The organism is Microbacterium sp. p3-SID336 (genome assembly GCF_025143365.1).
Classification (GTDB): domain Bacteria; phylum Actinomycetota; class Actinomycetes; order Actinomycetales; family Microbacteriaceae; genus Microbacterium.
In genome coordinates this window covers 14,699-35,585 of sequence record NZ_JALXPE010000016.1, presented here as the reverse complement: position 1 = coordinate 35,585, position 20,887 = coordinate 14,699, and the positions used below count along the sequence as shown (strand labels likewise).

At 65.7% G+C, this 20,887-nt stretch carries 16 protein-coding genes; 9 read left to right on the top strand and 7 right to left on the bottom strand.

The window, feature by feature from the left end; all coding sequences use genetic code 11:
- Positions 1–58: 58 nt before the first annotated feature.
- On the top strand, positions 59–670 hold the full coding sequence (locus tag M3C17_RS06530; RefSeq protein ID WP_259976824.1) for a flavodoxin family protein: 612 nt from the start codon (positions 59–61) through the stop codon (positions 668–670).
- Here M3C17_RS06530 and M3C17_RS06525 read toward each other — a convergent pair.
- From M3C17_RS06525 to M3C17_RS06500, 6 genes are all read right to left on the bottom strand, one after another.
- Positions 642–2,420, bottom strand: coding sequence for a DUF4304 domain-containing protein (locus M3C17_RS06525; RefSeq protein ID WP_259976823.1), 1,779 nt, complete (start codon positions 2,418–2,420; stop codon positions 642–644). The genes M3C17_RS06530 and M3C17_RS06525 overlap by 29 nt on opposite strands.
- Positions 2,417–2,746: a hypothetical protein gene (locus M3C17_RS06520; RefSeq protein WP_259976822.1), complete on the bottom strand. Its 330-nt coding sequence runs from the start codon at positions 2,744–2,746 to the stop codon at positions 2,417–2,419. Before M3C17_RS06520 ends, M3C17_RS06525 begins: the two co-directional genes overlap by 4 nt.
- Positions 2,747–2,865: 119 nt before the next feature.
- The gene (locus M3C17_RS06515) at positions 2,866–3,462 is read right to left on the bottom strand and encodes a hypothetical protein (protein ID WP_259976821.1); all 597 of its coding nucleotides are present in this window, start codon (positions 3,460–3,462) and stop codon (positions 2,866–2,868) included.
- Between the two features lie 341 nt (positions 3,463–3,803).
- Entirely contained in the window at positions 3,804–4,301 is a 498-nt protein-coding gene (locus M3C17_RS06510; RefSeq protein WP_074040847.1) for a hypothetical protein, read from the bottom strand.
- Positions 4,302–4,334: 33 nt separating this feature from the next.
- Positions 4,335–4,646: a type II toxin-antitoxin system RelE/ParE family toxin gene (locus M3C17_RS06505; RefSeq protein WP_074040848.1), complete on the bottom strand. Its 312-nt coding sequence runs from the start codon at positions 4,644–4,646 to the stop codon at positions 4,335–4,337.
- Complete coding sequence (locus tag M3C17_RS06500) at positions 4,643–4,876, bottom strand: addiction module protein (protein WP_083603968.1); 234 nt, start codon at positions 4,874–4,876, stop codon at positions 4,643–4,645. The genes M3C17_RS06505 and M3C17_RS06500 overlap by 4 nt, the downstream gene beginning before the upstream one ends.
- A 141-nt stretch (positions 4,877–5,017) precedes the next feature.
- Here M3C17_RS06500 and M3C17_RS06495 point away from each other — a divergent pair, with 141 nt between their 5' ends.
- Together M3C17_RS06495 and M3C17_RS06490 are read left to right on the top strand one after the other, a co-directional pair.
- Positions 5,018–5,788 carry a hypothetical protein gene (locus M3C17_RS06495; protein ID WP_074040850.1) on the top strand — a complete coding sequence of 257 codons (771 nt, stop codon included), beginning with the start codon at positions 5,018–5,020 and terminating at the stop codon, positions 5,786–5,788.
- 68 nt (positions 5,789–5,856) lie between these two features.
- A complete protein-coding gene (locus M3C17_RS06490) occupies positions 5,857–6,204 on the top strand; it encodes an Lsr2 family protein (RefSeq protein ID WP_235006243.1) in 348 nt (115 codons plus the stop codon).
- An 8-nt stretch (positions 6,205–6,212) separates the two neighbouring features.
- On the opposite strand, the gene mobF is transcribed toward M3C17_RS06490, so the two are convergent.
- Entirely contained in the window at positions 6,213–9,722 is a 3,510-nt protein-coding gene (mobF, locus tag M3C17_RS06485; protein ID WP_259976853.1) for a MobF family relaxase, read from the bottom strand.
- A 428-nt stretch (positions 9,723–10,150) separates the two neighbouring features.
- Here mobF and M3C17_RS06480 point away from each other — a divergent pair, with 428 nt between their 5' ends.
- The 6 genes from M3C17_RS06480 to drmB all read left to right on the top strand — a co-directional run bounded on the left by M3C17_RS06480 (position 10,151) and on the right by drmB (position 20,855).
- Positions 10,151–11,191 carry a DNA cytosine methyltransferase gene (locus M3C17_RS06480; protein ID WP_074040852.1) on the top strand — a complete coding sequence of 347 codons (1,041 nt, stop codon included), beginning with the start codon at positions 10,151–10,153 and terminating at the stop codon, positions 11,189–11,191.
- A 320-nt stretch (positions 11,192–11,511) separates the two neighbouring features.
- The gene (locus M3C17_RS06475) at positions 11,512–12,210 is read left to right on the top strand and encodes a hypothetical protein (protein ID WP_235006245.1); all 699 of its coding nucleotides are present in this window, start codon (positions 11,512–11,514) and stop codon (positions 12,208–12,210) included.
- Positions 12,207–13,739, top strand: coding sequence for a hypothetical protein (locus tag M3C17_RS06470; protein WP_074040853.1), 1,533 nt, complete (start codon positions 12,207–12,209; stop codon positions 13,737–13,739). The genes M3C17_RS06475 and M3C17_RS06470 overlap by 4 nt, the downstream gene beginning before the upstream one ends.
- Entirely contained in the window at positions 13,727–15,436 is a 1,710-nt protein-coding gene (locus M3C17_RS06465; protein ID WP_239279600.1) for a nuclease-related domain-containing DEAD/DEAH box helicase, read from the top strand. The genes M3C17_RS06470 and M3C17_RS06465 overlap by 13 nt, the downstream gene beginning before the upstream one ends.
- Positions 15,433–18,933 carry a helicase-related protein gene (locus tag M3C17_RS06460; protein WP_074040855.1) on the top strand — a complete coding sequence of 1,167 codons (3,501 nt, stop codon included), beginning with the start codon at positions 15,433–15,435 and terminating at the stop codon, positions 18,931–18,933. Before M3C17_RS06465 ends, M3C17_RS06460 begins: the two co-directional genes overlap by 4 nt.
- Entirely contained in the window at positions 18,930–20,855 is a 1,926-nt protein-coding gene (drmB, locus tag M3C17_RS06455) for a DUF1998 domain-containing protein (RefSeq protein WP_074040856.1), read from the top strand. Before M3C17_RS06460 ends, drmB begins: the two co-directional genes overlap by 4 nt.
- Positions 20,856–20,887 lie beyond the last annotated feature (32 nt).

Genomic DNA, 20,887 nt, shown 5'->3' with positions numbered 1-20,887 from the left:
ATAGCCCGCGCCCGGGAAGGCCCTGTCCCGCGCTCCGAGGCGGTGGTGTGCTCGGGGCATGAACAGTCCGCTCACCGCACTCGCGATCTCCTGCACGTTGAAGCCCTCCCCCGCGGAGTCCAGCTCGGATCTGCTCGCCAGGCAGCTGCTGGACGCCCTCGCCGGGCACGGGGTCACCGGCGACCTCGTGCGCGCCGTCGACCTCGATCTGAGCCCCGGCGTGGAGAAGGACATGGGCGGCGGAGACCAGTGGCCGAGCGTGCGGCGCAAGGTGCTGGAGGCGGACATCCTGGTCTTCGTGACGCCGACCTGGATGGGGCAGCACTCGAGCGTGGCGCAGCGGGTGCTGGAGCGCCTCGACGCCGAGCTCGGCGAGACCGACGCGCGCGGGCGCCCGACCCTGTTCGACAAGGTCGCCATCGCGGGCGTGCTGGGCAACGAGGACGGCGCCCACCACATCTCGGCCATCCTGTTCCAGGCGCTCAACGACGTCGGATACACGATCCCCGCGCAGACCTCGGTGTACTGGAACGGCGAGGCCATGCAGACCGTCGACTACAAGGATCTCGACGAGACGCCGGAGGCGGTGTCCTCGGCGATCGCCACCGCGGCGCGCAACGCGGCGCACCTGGCGCGCCAGCTCAGGGCCCAGGAGTATCCCGCGGGCTGACTCGCCCTCCCCCGCCCGGGAGCGCCTCCACACGTCGCCTCCAGTAGTCGGCCTCGGCCGCAGCCGCACGGTGACGGGAGGGGTCGATCGCCCGGGCGGCGTCGTCGAGCCAGACCCGCGCGGCATCGCGGTCCCCCGCGACGCAGGCCAGTGCCCCGAGGGCGAGGCCCGGTGTGAACGGCCTGGTGCGAAAGTACAGCGCCGCGTCGGCGCGACCGGTGAACGGATCGCGGAGCCCCGCCGGTTGCGGCATCCCGGCGCCGGTCGTCAGCAGGGCGGCGAGCGCCTCCCTGTCTCCGCAGGCGAGGAGGAACGGGGAGATGGTCGACCGCATGCGCGCCGCCAGCAGGTCGAGGGGCCCCTCCTCCGCGATCCAGGAGTCCTCCACGATGAGCAGGTCGAGTTCGGACGGCTTCACGCGCTTCGGCTCACGCTGCGGTGCCGGCCCGTCCTCCGGGTGCAGCGCAGGAAAGAGCACACCGTACTGCACGCCCAGGTACAGGTGGCTGGAGGAGACGTCGACGACGTCCACCTGGTCTTCCCGCACGCGACGCCAGGTGCGCCCTGACTTCCGGAAGCCGAGCTCGCGCATGACCTCGTCGAGGTGCTCGCGCAGCAGGCGATCCACCTCCGCCCGCAGGATCTTCGGGATCGGGTTCGCCTTCGCCCGCACGGCGGCGGCCTTCTCGCGCTTCAGGTCGGTGTCGCGGCTCTCGGCACGCGCCACCGCCTCCGGGCCGAGCGCGGAACCGATCCGCTTGATCAGGTCCCGACGCGTGATGTCGTCGAGCAGCCGCTCGAGCTCGGCGACATCGGCCGGCGCGGCACGCTGGGCGAGGGTGTCGATCGAGGCTGTGGCGACGCGCAGCGCGAGCGACTCGGTCCCGGGAGGGCGGGTCGCGGCGCCCTGGCGCGCGAGTGCACCGAGCAGCTCCGCGGGGACGTCCGTCTCGGGCAGCCAGCGCGCGGCGATCACCGTGGCGCGGACCAGGTCCTCGTTCGAGGCCGAGAAGAGGCGGCCGTCCTCCGCGGTGGTGGTCTGCCGGGCGGCCTCCAGCCAGTCGCGTACGAGTTGCCGCCCGGTATCGGTCTGCACAAGAGGCTGAACTCCCCGCTGCCAGGTCTGCGACGGCGCCTTGTGGCCGAGTGACGTCAGCTGCCGCACGAGCGGCTCGACACCGTCGACGGGGTGCGTCCGCGCGCTCCGGCGGGCGCTCTCCGCCCAGTCGTCGCCGTCGTGGATCATGGTGAGGTCGAGCACCCCGGAGGGCAGGAACAGGGCGAGCAGGCGGTTGGCGGTCTTGAGGTCTCTGTCGACACCCCAGCGTGTCGCGAACCGGCCCGACATCAGCCCCTGAAGCTGTTGCGCGCACGCGGCGAGCGCCTCGTACAGCTCGGGATCGCGGTGCCCTGCCTGCATCGCGGTCTCGGCGCCCCGCAGCGCGGGTCCGCACACGTACGTCATGGCACTGATCGCGAGCGCGGCGCGCAGCGCGAACACGGCGGTCGGCCCATCCCAGGGAAGGGACTTGCGCGGCAGTGAGCCCATCAGCGCATTCTCGGTCGACCGGAACGGCCAGCCGTTCATCCGCGCGGGGCTGGCGTCCATGAGGAGCAGGAGGGCCAGCAGCTGCTGCCGCGGCGTCGGGCGGCCGCGAGCGACGTGTTCGACCCAGTCGTCGCGCTCATGCTCCGGGAGGGCCAGCGAGGTCGTCAGCTCGTGGAACAGGCTCTCGCGTGTCAGCGTCATGCGATGCGCGACGTCTCCTCGGCCGGGCCGTCGACGACCTCGTCCACCAGGCGGATCCCGCCGGAGGAGCTGGCCTCCACCATCAGCGCCTGTATCCACTTCGCGTTGAGCTGCGGCGTCTCCGGCTCCGAGAACGTGAACCGCAGCGGAATGGACGGGTGAAGCCAGATGGTGGAACGCCCGGGCGTGTCACCCTCGGCGTGCCGCCAGGACAGCGTGAAACTCTCGTTGCGGCGGAGCTTCGTCGCGATCGCGACCTTCAGGTGCGCGAGCGCCCTGTCCTCGATCTGGATCTCGCTGCCGCTGCCGTACTGCATGGTTCCCATCCCCCGACTCTATCCATGAGGCATCACTGGACGGCAGAGCATCGGGCCCGCGGTCGAGGCCCGCGGCACGATGTTGTCCGCGGGATGGGTATGCCGAGCTGGTCCTACGGCGTGTTCTGTCAGCAGCCGAGGTTGTCGACGACGACGTACATCTTCCTGCCCTCTTGCGCCCAGGCATCCGCGCGGGCGAGAACCGCTTCCTTGGACTCGTACTCGCCGACCGGACCGGGCTCCGACATGACCCAGGTCGGGCGCCAGGTGTTGATCTCCGTGGAGAAGCTCTGAGCGCACGAGACGAGGGCGATCGTGACGCCCCCGAGCTTCTGGGACTCCTGCTTCATGGCATCGCGCACCTGTTGCCAGGCCGCGGCGTTCACGTCGCTGTCGGTATTCGTGCCCCAGGTCGGCGCAGCAGCGACCACCTGCGCCGTGACGGCGGTCGTCACCGCCTCGGGAATTGGCTGACCCCATTCGACAGCGATGAACTCGGCCCCGACCGGATACGCCTTCATGAGCTCATTCCCGTCGTTGAGCGCGGTCGCCTGCTCTGCGGTGAGGACATCGCCCACTTCGATCTCGGGTGTAGGGGCGTCGGCGGCGGCGCTCCCGTCACGCGGCCCGGTGGACACCGGCTCGGCCGCGCAGCCCGTGAGGGCCGCGAGCATGGCTGCCCCCATCAGGAGGATGCGGGCGGGTCGTCTCGTCGCTGTGATCACGAGTCCCATCCTGGCGCGAAACGGAGCGAGCCCCCGCCACGGCAGCGCGAAGCTCCCCTCCCCCGACTCCATCGCTCGCACATCCGGCTGCGTCACGAACGAGAACGACCCCCTCCGCCGGAACCGGAGGGGGTCGTTCGTTCGAGCTTTCGCCGAGCGGGTCAGAAGTCCCAGTTCTCGTCGGGAAGCACGTGATCTCGCGGTCTCTGCGTCTCCGCAGACCGGCCGTGCCACCTGCGTGCCACTCGTACCAAAAGGCTTGTTGCACTCGCCGAAACGGGTCGTGACACAGTACAAATTGTACTCGTCCCAGCTGGCGTCTGCACGTGCCCGTCGCGGATCTATCGCCGTTTCGGGAGGAAGGGCAGGTGCTGCACGTCGGGATCACCGGCGGCGAGGCCATCGACGGTGACCTCGTATCCGACGAGGTCCTGACTCGGCCACGATTCCCCGCTGAACAGCGAACGCACGGCGGCCAGGCGCTGCTCGAACTCGGCTCGGTTGTCGGCGCGGATCTCGAGCGAGTCGGTCTCGTCGGTGGCGCCGATGGGCCTGATCGTGAAGAGCGACTTCGTAATGCTCGATGCGTCCGTCCCGCTACCGATCAGGTCGTATTGGAGGCCGTGTTCTGTCAACGCCGTAGCGACACGGTGACGCACCCGCTGTTCGGCGGCGCCTTCGTCCGTTGCGTCGTCGATGGTCATCGTCTCGACCAGCACGAGAGTGCTGCGGCGCCTGCCGCCGATCGGACGCGCCTCGTATCCGAGGCCGCTCGCAACGCGGAGCGCCTCATCCACGTCATCGAGCGCGACCCGCACGGTGAGGAAGATCGTCGCCATGCTTTCAGGGTAGTTGCGGTCGCCGTCGGCGTGTCAGTCTCTTCCGCTCCAGTACAGCGGCATGCGCCGTTCGTGGGCAATGGCGACGATCTTCAGGGCCTCGTCGGTGAGGTAGTAGACGAGGCGGTAGTGCGAGTGAGGAACCTTGGCATGGCGAAAGACACGGCCAGCCGGCGTGTCGAGGATGGTCTCGGCTGACTCCGGCCATTCGAGGAGACGATCGATGACCCGGTCGACGTCGGTGCGGAACCTCGCGCCGCGGTGCTGTCCACCCTGGTCGTACCACTGGATCGCGTCGTCCAGCTCACGCACGGCATCGGGGTGAAACCCGACGCGGAGCGTCAAACGCTTCTCTCGGCAGCGCGGGCGTCGAGGTAGGCGTTCGCTTCCTCGCGAGAGAGCATCGTGACCGTGCCGTTCTCGAGTTCGTCAGCCCTGCGTGAAGCGACGGATGCCCAGGCTGCGTCGATGACCGCCTGGTCGGGGGCGTCGGCGTCGTAGAGGACGTCGGCGACCCGCGATCGCTCCTCGGGCGTGAGCGCCATCGCGGCTTGGATCACCTCAGCCACCGTCATGCCCCAATTCTACCGTGGCACCGTCCGGTTCAGCGAGGTTGACCCGGCCACGAGCGTGAGAGGAGTCGTCAGCCCTGCGTGGGGTGGTCGTCTCGTACCTCTTTACGCAAGTGAGCGGATAGATAGATGCGAGGACTGGTCATGGCTTCGGAGTTGGATCGTAAGGCATCGACGGTGGTCGGCGGCATGTCGCTGCGGGTCGAGAAGACAGGCCGCGCGCCCGAGGAGGCCGGCGGGAGTCGGATGCAGTTCTTGTACGAGGTGCGTGCCGGCGAGCATGTCTATCGAGGTACGGATCTGTATGCGGGTGTCGGGATGGATGTGTCGGCGTCGCGAATGGTCGGGGTGCTGGCGGGGTTCCTCTCTAAGGCAGGCGAGAGATACCGCTCGGGCATGTGCCCGCCGGATGACGCCTACCCGGAGTGGGTCTATGAGCAGGCGTATCTGAATGAGGACGAGCTGGCGATGGCGTCGTTCGAGCTCGAAGAGCCGGAGGTGTTCACCGGGCGGTTCGGTGAGCAGGAAGGGCCGTGGGCGTCGGTGGTGTTTTTGCAGGGCGAGGACGCGGACGCCGCGCTCTCGGTTCTTGAAGAGCGCGGTCCGGAGGCAGCGATCGCGCATTTGGCGCAGTGGGACTTTGGAGATGAGACGGAGCAGGCTGCAGCCGCGAACGGTCACGTCTACAAGGCGCCACCGGTCGGGACGTGGGATAGGGAGTTCCGCAGCGGCGCATATCACCTGTCGTGGAATCACTCGCTGGGACACGTGGGCTTGACCCGCAGTATCGCTGGCGCGGCCGAGGCGGCGACACCATCGGAGCGTGCCCGGCAGCTGGGCCCAGCGTCGCCGACGGTCACCGCCGGGGTGACTGGTCACAGCATCGACGCCCGCCCGGAGCCACTGGGCAGATGACCGCATATGGATAGGAACCCACTGGGGTGAGGTGCCGGGGCGTCGCAGAGATGCGACGCCCTTGTGGTGTGTCACGATCAACGCATGGCACGCAAAATGGTGTTCAGCTCGTTGATGACCTTGATGGCGCCGAGCTCGACGGGACCGGTGAGAGCATCACCTTCGGGCTGGATGGCCGCACGTATGAGATCGACCTGTCGACGGCACACGCGGATGAACTTCGGCAGGTGCTCACCCCGTACCTGACGGCCGCACGCCTGACGGGGCGTCGCCCAGCCGGGCGCCCGGCATCTTCTGTCGCGCAGGCTCGGAACTTGGGGGCGATCCGGGAATGGGCACGGGATCACGGATACACGGTGAGCGATCGGGGACGTGTCTCGGCGGCCATCGTCGCCGCCTACGACGCCACGTCCTGACGGAACGCTCACCGTCCGATTCCCTCTCGCGTGACCTCGGGCGTGGCCGGAGGCGTGCCACGGCGGCGGAGGCTGGTAAGGAAGCCGTCGATGCGTTCGTGATCGAGGCGCTGCTGCGTGGCATCCGGTTTCGCCCCGAGCGGGGTGTGGTCGGTGATCCCGTAGCGTTCCCGATAGGCGACGACCATGCGCAATACCGTCCCCCACGGCTCTCTCGCAGCTGAATCGGGACGAGGTTCGGGGCCGAGCGCCTTCAGCCAGGGAGGCTTCTCCGTGAGGGCGTCGTCCGCGAGGGCTTGGGCGCGCTGTTCGATGAGCGATCGTAGTTCGGTCAGCGCGCGGGTCATGTCCTCGGGCATGCTGCCGGATGCTTCGGGGATGAACCCGGCGATGAACCGTCGCCGGGTGCCGCGCCCGCGTCCGGGGCTGGTGCGCGTGGCGAGTTGCTGCACGCGGTGGCGCAGCAGGCTCGCCGGGTCATCGGCGTCAGTGAGCGGCCCGGCCTTCAGTGCGCGGTCGATCAGCCGTTCCGGTCGGTGCCCGGCGGCCTCTGCCCGGCGCAGCGTGGCGACGATGGACCCGAACGTTTCCGACTCTGTCAGCTCGTCGACGAGGCCGTGGTCAAGGCCCGCTCGCGCAAACAGTTCCGTGATGTGCTCCGCCTGGGCTTCCTGCGCGACGGTCTCGTACTGATCGGCGAGGTGCGCGATCGAGGACCAGGCTTGCTGCTCGGCCTCGATCGTCTCGTGCGCGGACCTCTCCGCCCCTTCATGCTGCAAGACCCCGTAGAGGATCGAGTGGGCGGTGGGCTCGGTGTCGGGGAGCTGGTGTTCTTCAAGGTGGGCCTGGTCGATGGCGACGTAGGCGGTGTTGGACGCCCGGCCGCGGGTCATCGCGACGTAGAAGTTCTCCCGCGTCATTGAAGACGAGTGCACGATCGCGTGCGCAGTGTCCACGGTTGCGCCCTGTGCGCGGTGGGCAGTGACCGCATATCCGAGGTCGACGTTGTCTGCCACGTAGCCAGCGGGGAGCACGACGGTGGTGGCGTGGCGGGCGTCGGCACGTGCGATGGTGAGGGAACCGTCGTCGTGGTGTTCGGCGACGCGCCACCGGTCGCCGTTCTTCACCCACGCCCCTCCGCCGGTGGTCAGGCGCCGGTCGTTCTTCCTGGTGATGATGATGTCTCCTGTCCCGGCGCGGGTGCCGTCTCGCAGACGGATGCCGTCGGGTGAGACGTGGCCGTCGAGGATGCGGTCGTCGCGGGCGCGGCTGTTCAGCTCGGTGACGGTCTCGTTGGTCTCCGCGATCAGGAGGCTGCTCTTGCCGTCGGCGATGTCCATGTACCAGGACCGGTAGGCGGCGTCGAGGATGTCTTCAAAGTCACCTACGACGATCCGACCCTGATCGTCGTAGGTGTCGATCACGTCGGTCCGGCCCAGGCGGAGGTGCAGGGACGCCGTCTTCTCCCACTCGGCGTGGAATCGGCGCACGTCGGCCAGCTCGGGGGCATCACCGCGGTCCCGGACGAGCAACCCGAATGCCCCACCGGCATCGACCGCGGTCAGCTGCGCCCAGTCCCCGACGAGGACGACCTTCGCGCCGGCCTCGGCGGCGTGGGTGGCGATGCGTTCCAGGGCGAGGGTGCCAGCGAGGGAGGACTCGTCAATGATGACCAGCTGGCCGGGCTGCAGGTCCCATCGGCCGTGGTCATGTTCATGAAGCCACTTCGCAGTGTTGTCGGTTTCGATGCCCAGGTCCTCTGCAAGCACTTCCGCCGCAGCGGCCGAGGGGGCAAGTCCGATGACGGTGCCGGCGCCGTGCTTCTTCTCCCATGCGCGGCGCAGCGCTCCGAGGGTCGTGGTCTTCCCGGTTCCGGCAGGGCCGACGAGCACGTCGATGCTCCGCCCGGAGACGGCGATCTTCTCCACCGCGGCCTGCTGCTCCACCGACAGCCGGATGCCTCGGGCGTCTCGCCGGGAGACGACTGCGCTTACGGTGCGCAGCGGCACGGCGGGGGCGTTCGTGGCCTGTGAGAGTGCGAGGAGGGTGTCTTCGGCTTCCAGGATGCGGGTCGAGGAGAAGACCGTGTGATGCTTCGGACGGAACATGCTCGACCCGTCCGGACGAGTGAACTCCGCTGGCGGGACGACGAGCTCAGGCGGGGTCAGCCGCAGCGACGCAGTCTCGGCGGCGTCGACGATCATGCCGATGATCGTTTCCCGGTCGGTGGTGGACGCGAAGCGCAGTCCCATCGTCTGCCGGGATGCCTCGGCATGCAGATTCCAGCGCCGCCACGTCGACCGCTTCACCCCGACTTGCGCGACGACGACTTCACCGATCGCGGTGGCCTGGTCCAGCGGAAGATCATCTGCGCGCAGGGTTCCCCGGGCGGTGCCGGATTCGAGAAGATGCGTCGCCCACGTGGTGCATTCCTCGTCCAGCACGTGGGTCGCCCGTCCACGCCATTCCTCGGTCAGGTCAGCGAGGGAGCGGACTTCTTTCGCGGGACGGGTGGCGAGGGTCGCCTGCTGGCGCAACCGGATGATCGTCGTCTCTGACGGGTACTTCCCGTGACGCGTGACGTACTCGTCGATGAGCCGGTTCTTCTCCGTGTCGATCGCGGCCGACCGGGACGAGAACTCATCGATCAACGCGTCGCCCACCCCGGTGATCTCCCACGAGGGGTTGCGGTCCCGGCCGCGATCGCGAGCTTCCCACCCCAGCCCGAGGACACGGGTGAGGTGGTCGGCGAGCACCGCGTTGTAGTGCTCAGACAACGCGACCACGGCCGCGTGCATGGGCCGGCCATCCAGCGTCCGCCACTTCCCGTCCGCTGCCTGCACCCGGTTCGCGATCACGACATGCGTGTGCAGCTGAGGGTCGCCCGCGCGGGAATCGAAGTGATCGAACGCGGTCGCCACCGCGCCCCGCACGTCGACCTGCGCGACACCGTTCGTGCCTGTCCTGCTCGCCGCGACGTCACGCTCGATCAGATCGATGACTTCCCGGATTGCCGCGTGATGGGCCTGTCCGATCAGTGCCTGTGTGCCGCCGTCTGCAACGGCCCAGAGTACGGAGACCGATTTCGGGACGGAGAAGGTGTAGTCATACCCGGCGACGGTGCGCGGGCGCTTGCGTTCCTTCTCCTCACGGACGATGTTCTCCACCGCGGCTTCCCGCTTCTCAGCGTTCAGATCCTCGGACAACCTGCCAGTGCGGATCTTCACCCGCTCCCGCAACGGCTTGAACGCGAAGTACGCCCGCCCGAGCTGCTCACCCGTCGTCGGATGCTCACCCCGTCCCAGCAGATGACGAAGCTGGGCCTCCGTCACCACCTCACCGTCCGCGACGGCCGCATCCTCGAGACCGGTCAAACCAGTACCAAGCCAGAATCCCGGCGGGGTTCCCGCCTCCGCGTAATAGCGGGTCAGTGACGTCGCAAGGTCCCGCCCGGTGTCACCGGCCGCGATGCTCTTGAGGAGATACCGATACCCCTCCCCCGCACTGAGCACACGCATCGACACCGTCACACAAGACAGGTACGTGACCCGATCCCTTCGAGGGCCCCTTGAGGCGGCGGCCGGGGAGAGGGCCCGACGAGGTCTTCATGCGGAAGGTGAATCGGGGAACTGATCGGAGGTGCTCCTCGGAGTGTCCGACTGGTCGAGTAGGGAAGCGCGCAGGAATCGAAATTCACCACAGCTTTCCTGCCGCTAGCGCCCTGGCTTCCACCGGACAGTCCGAACAGCCCCGTTCCGTCTGTTCGCGTTAAGCTGCCCCATCCGGACCATTCCGGCGCGCTCTGGTAGGGGGCGAGGAAGCAATAGCCGACACAAGCAGAAGGAGCCTCACGACACGCCGACAGCGGTCTGATCTGAGTCGGCGATGCCGGTACGCTAGGCCGGAAAGGCCCAGTCGGGTGCCTGCGTAGCCGAAGGAGCGCCCGATGGTCTTGCCCCGCATCGTGAGCCTCTTCTCGGGTGCAGGAGGACTTGATCTTGGCTTCCATCTGGAGGGCTACGAAATCGCCTTTGCTGTCGATCGGATGGTGGCCGCGGTGCAGACGCATAAGCGCAACTTCCCAGCGACCATGTCAGTTGCGGCGGACATCACGATCCGGAACGAGGCGTCCGGCAGCCTCGCCGTCTTGGATGAGATCGCGAAGGCGCTGACGGATGGCGAGGCCATCGGAATCATCGGCGGGCCCCCGTGTCAGGGATTCTCACGCGCGAACTCGAACTCTCGCGCTGATGACCCCCGAAATCAAATGCCAACCTTCTACCTTGAGATCGTTCAGGCGCTGCAAACACGCTACGACGTGCAGTTCGTGCTCTTCGAGAACGTCATGGGCATCCGCGATGCGAAGCACTCGGTGACATTCCGTGGGATCCTGGCTCGCCTCAAAGAGTTGGAACTCACGGCGGGTGTCGCCGACCACTCGGCCCTCGACTACGGCGTGCCCCAGACACGGAACCGTGTGATCATTTCAGGATTCAAGAACGAGGCAGCCGCTAGCGCCTTCAAGCCGAAGACAATCTCCCGCGAGGGAGTCGACTTGACCGTGCGCGGCGCAATTGGTCACCTGCCTCAGCCAGTTTTCTTCTCGCGAAGCCTCTCAGCGGACGACATCCCGACACATCCGAACCATTGGACGATGACTCCGCGGTCCAAGAGATTCAAGGGCGAGACCGCTGCGCCCGCGCCCACTAGGAGCTTCCGACGCCTGTCGTGGGACAAGCCAAGTCCCACGGTCGCCTACGGACATCGCGAGATTCATGTTCATCCGGACGGAGCGCGTCGGCTCAGCATCTATGAGGCGATGCTCCTGCAGGGCTTCCCGAGGTCATTCGTCCTCGAAGGCACTCTCTCACAGCAGGTGGAGCAGGTCTCGAACGCTGTGCCACCGCCCGTGGCTCGTTCGCTCGCGGCGGCCACCTCGACTGCGCTAACCACGTCGGCGAGCGCTACCCAGACGGTCACAGCGTAGTCAGCTCAGCCGCTGCCTGCGTCCAATGTCGGCCGTCATCCCTACAGTGGAGGGGGGAGGAAACGATGAGTAAGGCGGAGAGTCGGCCTGGGCCGAACGTGCTCCTCAGTCTTGCTGAAAACCCTGACTCCGCCTCGGTTTGCTCGTCTTGGATTGGTCCCATCCTCGCGTTGGGAACGCGGCTTGCGCGGAAGGTTGATGATTTCAGAGGTCGACAGCTGATCATTGCAATCTCGGTTCCGAGTCGCGAGTATGCAGCGGCGCTCATTGGTTCCGGTTGGACTCTCGGAAGGCCGCCCACTCAGGTGGCGACTGATCCGTTGACGGTTCTGCGCGCGGCACTGCCGCAGGGCAACTATCGTGCCGTCAACGCGAACCACGTGATTTCAGGTAGGTTCCAGGGGTTGTCCGAGAAGGTCGTGCGAGACAAGCTGCGCGTTGATGTCACACTCGCAGGGCAGTGGGTCGTCGACATGCTGGAAGCAGTCGCGGCCACTGCCGAGGGCGACCCGGCCGAGCGGATGCCGCGACCGCGCATCGGGAGCATCGGTCGGATGACAGGTGTTGACCGAAACTGGGCGCGGCGTCTTGTCGCTCCTGCGGCGGACCTCGCAATCGTGGGCACGAAAAGCTGGATCAGCGACGACCTCGAAGCTGTTCTTGCCCGGGGTGATGATCCCGATGGCGACTCGCTGGCTACCCTGCTTCTGCCGAGGACCGAGAAATCGGCAACTTGGTTCTCGCGCATCTACTCGTCTTCGGGCCTTGCTGACCAGCTTCCGCTTTCGGATGACGTATCCCTCACGATTCTGGACGGCCAAGGTGCGATCAGATATCTCAATGACGTCCTAAGCCCGATCGTCGTGTGCGTCTTCGATCGATCCGTTGCTGACGAGAGTGCAGCGGAACAGGTCGTGCAGCTCAGAAACTCGCGCGGAGAGCCGATTGCGCTGTCGACACAGCTCGGTTGGGCTCCTCCTGCCGGTGTCGAGGCACTCGGATTCACGGTGGCACTATGACGTCGCGGATCATCGGACTCGATCAGCGATATACAGCCTCGGCTTCGCTGGTGCGGCATGGCGTCGAGATCATTGCTGTTCGGGACGAACTCGGTGCAAGGTTCGATTCGGCCACCCGCGGCCTTTTCCGACTGATCCAGCGGGATGGGCCCGGCGTCTGGGATCATCTTGCCGGTGCCGCGAAAGCACTGCGCTGGCGCCTCATCACCGACCCGATGCCGATAGAGCGCAATGCTCAGCTCACGGCTGCTGCGGGCGAGGTGGGTCGTCAGGCTCGGCAGCTGATCGGAGCCGTCGACGAAGATGCGCTCCTGCGAGAGATCGCTGACGCCGCGGCGGCACTCTGCACCCGCGACCCACTCGTAGGCGCCGTACTGCTTGAGTCGCTGACTGAGGTCGGAGTGGACTCGGCAATTGTCGTGACTGCGAGCAGTCGATCGCGAGAAGCCCTGGGCGAATGGCTCGGCTCGCTTGGGGCACGAGTTCTCACGCTCGGCGATCTTGAGCGCGCCGATGTTTCCGAGGACATCGCCTACTTCGTGGGTCCCCCGCGATTCTTCAAACCGACGGCGGTCACTGCGCCCCGCACGCTGGAAGTGACGTTTATCCTTCCGGCGTGGTTCGGCGATCGAAACGTCCCAAGGTCGGCGATCGCACAGTACGCCGAAGGCGGTATCCAGGTCGCCGCGCGCATCGTCGAGGTCGGCGATGCGCTGCCTGCGCCGCCGGAGCCTGCGATGTCGGAGACCGAGCCGATCCAGGAGGAGGACCTCCTTCCGCAGCCGGTCTGGGGGAGCCGGGTGAGTGAGGACCGTGCGCCGCACGCGGACGAGGTGGAAGCGCGCAAGATTCTTCTTTCGGGGAATCGCGCAATCTGGCTTGATGACGATGGTGAGCGCATCCGTGCGCTTGATCCGACACAGCCGCCTGGCGAGCGCGTCGGCTATTCGGAGGTGTCCGCGGTCGCTCCGGGCACGTACCTGCTTCTGCGTGAAGGTGAGGCTGAGCGGGAGTCCCTCCATGCGCGAGCATATACGCGAATCGGCCCTCGCGCGTCAGCAACCCAGGAGTCGCAGGCGTCCTGGAAGTCTGCACTGATTGAGCAACTTAGGGCGAGAGGCATCCGCGACTCCGAACGCGCCTTGCGTGCACTCGGTGTTCGCGCGGCCGGCCAGGTTCGCGCCTGGGCATCGCCGCACGTTATCCGTCCGCAGAGTGATGGCGATTTCGAGCGGCTCCTCGGATGGCTGGGGCTACCGATCCAGCCGCACTTCGGGCACGCCTCATTGCTAAGACATGAGGTGCATCGAGCCACCCGGGAGCTGCGTGACCGGCTGGAAGCAGCGGCGGATGCCGCGGACCTTCACGAGCTCGAGCGCGTCGGTCATATGACTCTCGACATTGCTGAGCCAGGCTTTCGGGGCATGTTCGTCACCCGCGTCCTTGCGATCGCGCCATTTACGGAACTGGTCGCCCGCTACGACGCTCGCGTGCCCTTTGCCGACGAGGGTGCTCAATGGCTCGAATGATCCCGGCCTACTGCACCGAGTCCGCGCCTCCAGGCGAGAAGGCCGTCTTTGTGGCACTGCGGGACGCAGCTGGGACTGAACACTGGACTGTGCTGCACTCACTTGGGATCGCGCAGCATGAGCGACAGGTCGAAGGAGAGGCGGACTTCGTCGTCGTCGCGCCCGACGCTGGCCTGCTGGTGGTAGAGGTGAAGTCGCACCTGTCGGTCGCGCGTAGCTCCGATGGCACCTGGCGCCTCGGTCAGGACCCTCCGACCGTGCGAGGACCTTTTCAGCAGGCGCAGGAGGCGATGCACAGCATCCGGGGCTACCTCCGGAGCAAACGGGTCGAGCTGCGGGACGTCCCGGTCCTGCACGCGGTGTGGTTCACGGGAGTGCGTGCGCGAGCGACGCTGCCCGACTCACCTGAGTGGCACTCGTGGCAGGTGCTTGATTCGAGCGACCTCCCGACCACAGCTCAAGCGGTTGAACGAGTCATGAGAGAGGGAGCGCAGCACCTCGCCTCGATGATCAAGTACTTCGGGTTTGGTGGATATGGCCCGGACCGGGCCACCACTGAACGGATCGTGGCTACGCTTCGTCCGCGGTTCGAGGTTGTGATGACTGCTGGGGACCGCCGACAAGCGCGAGAGGGTCAGCTCGCACAGTTCGTCGAGGAGCAGTACCGCGCACTGGACTCAGCCGCCGACAACAGAGGCGTCTTGTTCACAGGCCCCGCCGGCACAGGCAAGACCTTCCTCGCCGCTGAGTCGGCTCAGCGGGAGGTCGCTCAGGGGCGAGCAGGTCGACTTCTGTGTTTCAACCGCCTACTTGGGCGTAGTCTCCGCGAGAAGCTCATGGATGTCGTGGGGCTCCGCGTGGGCACATTGCACCAGGAGATGTTGCGACTCGCCGGCATGAGCGGCCCGCCGGCAGACGCCGATAGCGACTTCTGGGAGCGAGTGCTGCCCGAGAAGGCCCTTGAGGGCCTTGCTGAGCGGAGTGCGGAGGAGGTCGGGGACTTCCTCATCGTCGATGAGATTCAGGACATCGCGACTGGCACCTACCTCGACTTGCTCGATCTGCTCGTCAAGGGCGGGCTGCGCGACGGTCGCGTTCTCATGTTCGGTGACTTTGAACGCCAGGCGATCTATGGCAGCGAGGGGGCACGCGAGGTACTTCGCGCCCGATCGCCGCATCTGGCGTCGTTCCGGCTGTCCGAGAACTGTCGGAACCTGCCCCGCATCGGATATCAGGTGAATCTCCTCGGTCACTTGACGCCGGGGTTCAGAGAGTTCCGCCGAACCGACGACGGTATCGATCCGACGATCATCAAGTACGTCCGCGGCGAGGACCAGGCCGCCATATTGCGGAAGGTCGTAGGCGATCTGCGTGACGAAGGCTTCGATCTGACAGAGATCGTCGTGCTCAGCCCGCTTGGCGATAGTTCTGTCGCTGCGAGCACATCTGAGCCCTGGCTTCGTCAAGTGCTGAGTCCCGCAGACGGTTCGAAGCCGATCAAGGGGCGGCTCCGCTACGGCACCATCCACTCGTTCAAGGGACTGGACGCGCCGGCCGTCATCGTCACTGACCTTGATGACTCCGGTGGGCCGCACTTCGATGCCCTCGTCTACGTCGGGCTGACACGCGCGACGGATCGCCTGACCGCCCTGGTAGAAACGAAGACGCTACGGCGACTGGTTGGAGGAGAGGCATGAGCGGAATCGAAGCCCGTGAGACCGTTGAGGCGGCCCTACGGCGCGAGCTCTTCGGGCCTCTCGACGGTGATCCCGTGCGGGGGCAGCCGCTGACGATTAACGCTGGAGTCGTGCATTTCGAGACGACGGAGGCATCCCGGGGCCAGTTCCACGATGCGGACAGCGGCCAGGAGATTCTCACGAGCGGCACCCCGCTCAAGCGCTACGGCGTCGGAGTCTTATTCGCGGGCGCCACCGTCGGCGGCTCGCCGGTGGAAAGCGCCGTCGAGGAGGTTTCCGACGCCCTCGACGGAATCACCGGTATCGCGCTCTCCGAAGACGACCAGATTGGGCCGCCTGTCGAGATTCAGGGCCACGTCCGTCACGATGTCGCTGACTCGGATGACTTCGATCTCACGGATGCCAACACGTTCAAGCCGTCGGCGATGGCCGTCTCGTTTGAGACTCGCATGGCTGACTCGGGAACCCTCACAGTTGAGGTAGTCGGCGCGAGATACGAGAAGCTGACCGTGCACATCCCAGGTGTCGCCAAACCAGTCGATTGGTGGGTCAGACGCCCCTTCGAGGCGGTCGGCACGATCTCGGGTCGTACGGTTCTGCGGGAGACGAATCGGCTCAAAGTTATCGACGTCGTGCTCCTGAGCGGCGAAGGCGTTGTCCCTCTTGCGGTGCGAGTGTTCAGTCGTCCGGTCCCCGGGGCTGACGACCCGGCTCTCAGGATCGTGACCCTCGCAGTCGTCAACGATGCCCCTGGTTCCGGCCCGTCTGCGGCGGTCTTTCAGGTTGGCTTCAAGGTGTCGACTGTCGGCGACGCTGACATCGTCCCCTATCCGGAGGTCGAGCTGCCCGACCGGGACGAGGAGGAGCGATCACTTGACCTCCTCTACCGGAACCAGCGCACCTATGCGATCGGGCATGGCTGTGCAGCCGAATGGGGGGCAGTCAACGCCGATGGAGTTGTGCCGTTCGTGCAGGCCGCGGCTCTGCCTGCATATGAGGTCGTCAGCCTCTCACCGAACGTGTACCTGTCTGACGACAACGGGAATCCTGCCTTCGATGCCGATGGCAAGCGGCAGCCGGTGGCTGTCAGTATGGCGGCCCTGGCAAGCGGTAGCGAGGACGGCGCCGCCCAAGTGGAGCTTGTCCTCAGTCAGTACGAGAAGTGGATCGACCGGCGGGAGGCCGAGATCCCCGAGTTGCTTCCGCGCTATCAGGACGCCGCGAGTGAGCACATGCGTCGAGCACGAGCGGCGCTGACGCGGATGCGAACAGGCTGGAGCCTCGTGGCAGCGAACGATCGAGCTGCGCGAGCGTTTCGCTGGGCAAACGAGGCGATGCTGCTCCAGCAGGTCCGATCCGGATTCGAGCTGCGCGAGGCCAAGCAGAGCGGCGATGGTCGCTGGAGAGTCGAGGGAGCGCACCCCGCACTCACCGTGCCGACTGGCCGGGGATACTGGCGTCCATTCCAGATCGCGTTCCTACTTGCAGTGCTGCCCGAACTCGTAGAGCCAGAACGCCAGACTCGCAGCGACGTCGATCTGATCTTCTTCCCCACTGGTGGTGGCAAGACAGAGGCGTACCTTGGCGCGGCCGCCGTCAGTTTGCTCTCCCGGCGGCTCCGTAACCCCGAGGACGCCGGAACAGACACGCTCATGCGATACACCCTGCGTCTCCTCACGGCGCAGCAGTTCCTCCGTGCTGCATCGCTGGTCTGCGTGCTCGAAGACATTCGGGAGCAGAACTCTGACACCCTCGGTGCTGCTCCCTTTGGAATTGGGATTTGGCTGGGTGGCAGCTCAACGCCGAATACGTGGAAGCAAGCACTTGACAACTTGCGGGCTCTGCGTAGACGACCTCACGAGCAGAACCTTTTCCTTCTGCTGAGGTGTCCCTGGTGCGGTGCACAGATGGGCCCGCAGCCTAAGAAGGGCGGTGGACAGGAACCGATCGGGTACGAGGAAGCAGCGGGCAGGGTCGTGCTCCGCTGCATTGACGGCGAGTGCAAGTATTCACGCCGCGCTGGTCTGCCGGTCCATGTTGTCGATGACGATATCTATGAAGCTCGGCCCTCGATTGTCATCGGGACTGTCGACAAGTTCGCGATGATGGCGTGGCGCCCCAGGGCGAGGAATCTCTTCGGGCTTGACGGGAGTGGCGCGCGAAAGGTGTCCCCGCCCAGCTTGATCATTCAGGACGAGCTGCACTTGATCTCCGGCCCGCTCGGCTCAATGGTCGGAATCTACGAGCCCGTGATCGACGAACTCTGTACCGATCGCCGCGGCGCGAGTCCTGTGCTCCCCAAGATCATTGCCTCCACGGCGACGGTCAGACGATATGAGGACCAGATCAAGGGGCTTTTCGGCAGGGAGACCGTCGCGCTCTTTCCGCCGCACGGTCTTGAGGAGGGGCGATCCTTCTTCGCTGAACCCGCGACTTCGGCCGACGGAACCCCGGAACCAGGGCGGCGCTACATCGGTGTGATGAGCGCATCGCTCGGCTCGACACAGACGGTCCAGGTCCGCGTCGCCGCCGCAACCCTCCAGGCCGCGGTGGACATCCCGGAAGAGGACCGGGACGGCTACTGGACCAACCTCAACTTCCTCAACTCGCTCCGGGAACTCGGGAATACCGTCTCGCTCCTCCAGGCTGACATTCCCGACTATCTCACCGGGCTCCGCCGACGGGACGGGATCGTGCCACGGTGGCCTCACCGACAGATGGAACTCACATCGAGGCGGCGGTCAGACGAGATTCCAAAAGCGATCGAACAGCTCCAGGTGAGGTACGCCCCTGGGAAGGAGCGACAAGAGGCTATCGATATCTGTCTCGCCTCGAACATCATCGAGGTAGGTGTGGACATCGATCGGCTCGCGCTGATGACGATCGTCGGGCAACCGAAGACCACGGCGCAGTACATCCAGGTGAGCGGTCGGGTCGGCCGGAAGCAGGAAGTCAGCCCTGGACTGGTCATCACCATCTACGGGGCCGCGAAGCCGCGTGACCGCAGCCACTACGAGCGTTTCCGCACCTACCATCAACAGCTTTACGCGCAGGTGGAGCCTACTTCCGTCACTCCATTTGCCATGCCGGTCCTTCGCAGAGCGCTTCACGCTGCCGCGGTCGCCTATGTTCGGCAGACCGCTCCCGAGACACTCGGACCCGACCCGTTCCCTTCGACTGCCTACGACGAGGCCATTCGCCTGCTGCGTGAGCGAGCAGAAATCGCGGAACCCGACGAGCTCCCGGTCCTCGATCGTTTTGCGCGTGATCGCGCCCGTCAGTGGGGTGGTTGGGAGCGTACCGAGTGGGACGCCAACCCCCGTACTGGTGATCCGCTGCAGGGGCTCATGCGGTTCGCGGGAACCCTCCCTGATCTCGATAGGCGCGCGACGATCTGGGATGTGCCGACAAGCATGCGGAACGTCGATGCCGAATGCCGCCTGGAGATCAGTCAGGCGTACCTGTTCGAGGACACGGCCGCGGAGGAGCCAGCATGAGCACTGGAGCAATGCGCCGAGCGCAGCTAGTGACTCCATTCGGCGTGGGGGCCATGAGCGTGCTTGTGAATGGGACCTCAGTGATCACTGCTGGTCTTGATCACTGGTACGAGGTCGTCGACCAAAGCGCTCTCGCGATGGAGGAGTACCAGGAACACGACTGGCGGCTTGAGTCTCGCCTCAAAGTCTCCGAGTTCCGACTGCCACCGGACTACAGGCCGTCAGGCCAGGGCAGCGACTTGCGAAACGTCCGACTTACCGTGCCCGTGTTGCGCTTCCCCCGATGGTCGTTCTGCATCTATTGCAAGCGTCTGGAACTCAGCAAGCTCACGATGAAGACGCTCGTTGAGTGCCAGGACAAGGAGCATGCCGACAAGAAGTACAAGCCGAAGATGTCGCAGGTTCCGTTCGTGGCGATCTGCGCCCGAGGACACCTGGATGACTTTCCCTTTGACAAGTGGGTGCATCGATCGGCCAACCCATCATGTACGGGCACCTTGCGCCTCGTATCACGCGGAGGCGGCGGGCTCGAAGGGCAGGTCGTAACCTGCGATACCTGCAAGCAGGAGCGCTCGCTTCGAGGGGTCACCGAGGCCCGATTCGACAAGAACGGCGAGGAGCACACCAATCTCAGCGATCAGCTCGTTTCGCCCGAACAGCCCTATCTCTGCGGTGGGGCTCGGCCCTGGTTAGCGCAGCTTGACGGTGTTTGCGATCAACCGATTCGAGGCGCCCTGCGCGCTGCTGGAAACGTCTACTTCCCCAAGGTGGAGTCCTCGATCTATCTCCCTCGACGTGAGGGAGCCGTCAGCGAGGAGGTCCATCAGCTGCTCCGACACCCTGCTGTCAGCACGACCTTCAACAACGTGTTTCAGTTGAGTCTTGATGAGGTGTCGGGCGGGCAGCTACGGAAGCTGCTGGAGCGAAACGTCCCGCCCGAACTCTTCGCTCCCATTTCGGACGACGAGTTACTGGCGGCATACCAAGATCAGTTCGGCATCGGCGAGAGCAGCGGGGAGGAGCCAGTCGAGACTCCGGTCGACGCGGAGAGCCTGACGAGCGACGACATCTGGCGGCATCCGGAATACGTGAAGATTCGCGAGACACCGAAAGATGACTTCCTCGCGGCATCCGACCCCGGTCTTCACGCTGATCTAGCAAGCCACCTCTCTCGCGTGAGGTCGATCGATGTGCTTCGGGAGACGCGCGCGTTGCGGGGGTTTACGCGAGTTCGCGACGGCGAGCTGAAGCTGACGGAGGGGAAGGCGATGCTCAGGCGTGCCAGCTTGACCCCTGCACAGGATTGGCTGCCGGCCTATGTGGTCAAGGGTGAAGGAATCTACTTCGAACTCGATGGGACACGCCTTGCAGCCTGGGAGGGGCGTGCGGAGGTTCAGGCACGCGCCCAGCGGATCACCGATCACTACGGATCAGTGGCAAGCCAGCGCGGGTTGCAGGGGCGGACGATTAGCCCAAGGTTCGTGCTGCTGCATACGCTGTCGCATCTCTTGATCAACGAGTTCATCTTCGCCTGCGGCTACAGCTCGGCTTCGCTCCGGGAGCGTCTCTACGTCTCTGACTCGGCCGATCGGAACATGGCCGGCGTACTGATCTACACAGCGGCGGGCGACTCAGAAGGGACGATGGGCGGACTTGTTCGCATGGCACGCCCGGACAACCTGCGGCAAGTTTTTGCCTCTGCACTGGCGGACGCTCACTGGTGCTCGACTGATCCGGTGTGTATGGATGCAGGCGAGAAGGGGCAGGGACCGGACTCCTGCAACCTTGCGGCGTGTCACGCCTGTGGGCTCCTCCCCGAGACCAGCTGTGAGGAGTTCAATCGATTCCTCGATCGAGGTCTCGTAATCGGCACTCTGGACGACCCGAAGCTGGGCTACTTCTCCGACGCGTTCTCAGACTGAAGCGTTTCCGAAGGAAGATACCATCTGACGAC

Excerpts from the sequence above, each read along its gene's own strand:
- M3C17_RS06530 (WP_259976824.1), top strand. The coding sequence starts at position 59 with ATGAACAGTCCGCTCACCGCACTCGCGATCTCCTGCACGTTGAAGCCC.
- M3C17_RS06525 (WP_259976823.1), bottom strand. The coding sequence starts at position 2,420 with ATGACGCTGACACGCGAGAGCCTGTTCCACGAGCTGACGACCTCGCTG.
- M3C17_RS06520 (WP_259976822.1), bottom strand. The coding sequence starts at position 2,746 with ATGGGAACCATGCAGTACGGCAGCGGCAGCGAGATCCAGATCGAGGAC.
- M3C17_RS06510 (WP_074040847.1), bottom strand. The coding sequence starts at position 4,301 with ATGGCGACGATCTTCCTCACCGTGCGGGTCGCGCTCGATGACGTGGAT.
- M3C17_RS06500 (WP_083603968.1), bottom strand. The coding sequence starts at position 4,876 with ATGACGGTGGCTGAGGTGATCCAAGCCGCGATGGCGCTCACGCCCGAG.
- M3C17_RS06495 (WP_074040850.1), top strand. The coding sequence starts at position 5,018 with ATGGCTTCGGAGTTGGATCGTAAGGCATCGACGGTGGTCGGCGGCATG.
- mobF (WP_259976853.1), bottom strand. The coding sequence starts at position 9,722 with ATGCGTGTGCTCAGTGCGGGGGAGGGGTATCGGTATCTCCTCAAGAGC.
- M3C17_RS06480 (WP_074040852.1), top strand. The coding sequence starts at position 10,151 with ATGGTCTTGCCCCGCATCGTGAGCCTCTTCTCGGGTGCAGGAGGACTT.
- M3C17_RS06470 (WP_074040853.1), top strand. The coding sequence starts at position 12,207 with ATGACGTCGCGGATCATCGGACTCGATCAGCGATATACAGCCTCGGCT.
- M3C17_RS06465 (WP_239279600.1), top strand. The coding sequence starts at position 13,727 with ATGGCTCGAATGATCCCGGCCTACTGCACCGAGTCCGCGCCTCCAGGC.
- M3C17_RS06460 (WP_074040855.1), top strand. The coding sequence starts at position 15,433 with ATGAGCGGAATCGAAGCCCGTGAGACCGTTGAGGCGGCCCTACGGCGC.
- drmB (WP_074040856.1), top strand. The coding sequence starts at position 18,930 with ATGAGCACTGGAGCAATGCGCCGAGCGCAGCTAGTGACTCCATTCGGC.